Below are 2680 nucleotides of genomic sequence, written 5' to 3'. Positions count from 1 at the left end.
TGCACAAACAATGTTTATGCCATCCTGAACAGCATGTTAACCGTAGGAATATTCAATGCTCCGGTCAATTGCGGTACAAGTGCTACCTATTCCTTAAATACTGGTACAATGTATTACATCAGTGTAATCAACTGCCCGTTGGATCACCTGTTGATCTTGCTATCCATCCCCATTACCATACTGGCATTTTACCGGTTTCGGAAATATCAGTTTGAATAACAGCCAATAGAATTTATAGGTTGCAGAGGTATTGTTGAAACTTGCAGCCAGAAGGGGTATGGAGAGGACTGGATATGGAAGGAGAGGATAGGTCATGTGGGTTTAGCTATAGCCGAATTTAAGTTATTTTTTTACTGGTATAAGATCAGGAGAATTGATGTTTGGGAAAATGGTTGGATATGATCTTTGTTCTGTTTAGAGGATAAGGATTTAGATGTTGTGCCTTTTTTATTTTTTTCCGTTCCATATGGGGCGGGCCATACGCTGTATCTTTTGTTCTCGAACGAGACCGCTGCTGTGCCTGAAAGGCAGTTATAACGGGGGTGGTTTAGTTAACCGCCCGGCAGTCAAATTCGCGTACAGTTTGGTTCGAAACGGACTGCCCAGTTTCAGTGAAATACGCAGTTTATGGCGCAATGCAGTTACCGGACCTTTTCCAGGAACCGATCCAGTTTTTGCTGACAAGATGGAACAGTTCGTCTTCGGTCCGCTCGGCGATTTTTTGCAGGCCTGCAGCCGTATCAGCAGGCTTCCAGCCTTTGCTATTAAGTGTAAACCAGGCTTCCCTGAGCATGTTTTTATTGATATAATTTTCGAAAAGTGAAGGCTTATCAGCAGAATGATCCAGCCACAATGGTATGCTACCAATGTATGTAAGTTGTTCAGGAACGGCAATTTCGAAGATACTTGCGTTCTCCAGACTGCCCGCATTGATCCCGGAGAGGGTTGATGGAAAGTCACCGAGATATAGATCGGGATTCTGGACATACCTGGCAGGGATATTTTCGCGGAAATAAATTAAGTTCTTGAATTCCTTCGGGTCATCTCCATAATCGATGCTAAAGGCATCGACCGCTCCATAATCTGTGTAATTAGCGCTGTTACAGAAACGGACGATTTCATCGGTAATGCCGTCCTTTAACATGATCATTTCAAGAACGATCAGTGTCAGCCATTGGGCCGGGTTTTTGGCAATCTCCGAAATGAAGCCGCCTTCCAGGGAATATTCGGCAAAGGTATCGCTGCGTTCACAAAAGAAATGATGAACCAGGCCTTTATACGAAGGACCGTGTCCTAAAAAAAACGGGATAAAACAGGGCGGGTGGGGATACCAATAATCCGAAGGGGTATTAAAATGGTCCAGATAGGGGATCAGTACCTGGCGCTTGATGATTTTTTTTAGGTTGTCATCGATAAGGCCGGTTTTTTCAACGATTGAATAGATATCCTGCATGCTTAAACTGGTTGTCAAAATGGATTTAAACCTACGCTTATGGGGTTGCCAAAAGCCTGCACAGATTTTTCAGAATGTACGCAAGTTTATTATCCGATCTGAGCTTCATCAAATATATTTAATCCCTGCCGTACCAGGTATTGATTTTTCAAATTATATAAATATCCTTTTTCCTCAATAATCCATTCCCCAATTCCAAAAGGCAAGCAGCTAAGCTTAAAGGAAAAATTTCGCGTGCTATCTCTTTTGTTTTCTTCATGTTTCTACAAACTTCTCGCGATCGACCCAGATAATTTGTGATACACGGTGGTATGTCTTAAAAAATCAGATAGCGACATCAATTTGCTCTCCCAAATAATCTTTGCATTATATTTTGTTTTGTTTGCGAAATAACTATTTTTACGGAAACCAAATATTAAGGTTCTGATAAGTCAAATGATTTATTGATCCCCCACCGGGTGGTCGATTGTTATTTCGGATTGTAATTAAATTTCAATTTATCATACAGAACTAAATTTCAAATGCAAAAACATTTACAGATATTGTCTGATGATGATCTGATTGTCCTTTTGAGGGACAACGATACTGTTGCATTTAAGTTGATATATGAGAAGTATGCTCCGAAGCTTTTTGGCACAGTCTACAATTTAATCCGTAACAAAGAGGCCAGTGAGGATGTAATACAGGATCTTTTTTCTGATCTCTGGCAGAGAAGGGGTAAACTTCATATCTCAACTTCCCTACAGGGTTATTTATTCGTTTCGGCAAAAAACCGGATTTTAGCGCAACTTAGAAAGCATAAGATTACCATAGATTATGATGCCCTGGCATTTTTGGCTGACCAAAATCGCGCAGACGATAGGTTGCTTGAAATGGAGTTAAAACAGAAGCTTAATCAGGAAATAGATATGCTTCCGCAAAAATGCGCCGAAATATTCCGCTTAAGCCGTGGATCCCAATATTCCCATCAGGAGATTGCCAGCCATCTTAACATCTCCATCAAAACCGTAGAAAACCAGGTGGGTATTGCGCTAAAGAAACTTAAGGGCAATCTGACCGACTTTCTGGTCCTGATTGCCGCTTTCCTGCTATACCAACAGTAAAATTGGTATAATAACTTCTGCCGCTATTTACCGGCATAAATCCTGCGTGGACAATAGTACGGGTTGCATTTGTGATTTTTCCGGAAATACCTGCATGTTTTCGGATCAAGCGGAAAAGTTGGGG

At 41.3% G+C, this 2680-nt stretch carries 3 protein-coding genes; 2 read left to right on the top strand and 1 reads right to left on the bottom strand.

Annotation, left to right across the window (positions count from 1 at the left end):
* The coding region (locus B2V92_RS25145) for a hypothetical protein (protein ID WP_293313290.1) at positions 1–219 on the top strand (219 nt) is incomplete at its 5' end.
* A gap of 406 nt (positions 220–625) precedes the next feature.
* Here B2V92_RS25145 and B2V92_RS25140 read toward each other — a convergent pair.
* On the bottom strand, positions 626–1453 hold the full coding sequence (locus B2V92_RS25140) for a hypothetical protein (protein ID WP_293313288.1): 828 nt from the start codon (positions 1451–1453) through the stop codon (positions 626–628).
* A 521-nt stretch (positions 1454–1974) separates the two neighbouring features.
* On the opposite strand from B2V92_RS25140, the gene B2V92_RS25135 reads away from it, so the two are divergent.
* Positions 1975–2556 (top strand): RNA polymerase sigma-70 factor, encoded by a 582-nt coding sequence (locus B2V92_RS25135; RefSeq protein WP_293313286.1) that lies wholly within the window; start codon positions 1975–1977, stop codon positions 2554–2556.
* Positions 2557–2680 lie beyond the last annotated feature (124 nt).

The sequence above is a fragment of the Pedobacter sp. UBA5917 genome, assembly GCF_002432345.1.
In the GTDB taxonomy this organism is placed as follows: Bacteria; Bacteroidota; Bacteroidia; order Sphingobacteriales; family Sphingobacteriaceae; genus Pedobacter.
This window is presented reverse-complemented; position numbering and strand designations above follow the sequence as displayed.

Bases quoted from the DNA above. Each gene is read 5' to 3' on its own strand.
- B2V92_RS25140 (WP_293313288.1), bottom strand. From the start codon at position 1,453: ATGCAGGATATCTATTCAATCGTTGAAAAAACCGGCCTTATCGATGAC.
- B2V92_RS25135 (WP_293313286.1), top strand. From the start codon at position 1,975: ATGCAAAAACATTTACAGATATTGTCTGATGATGATCTGATTGTCCTT.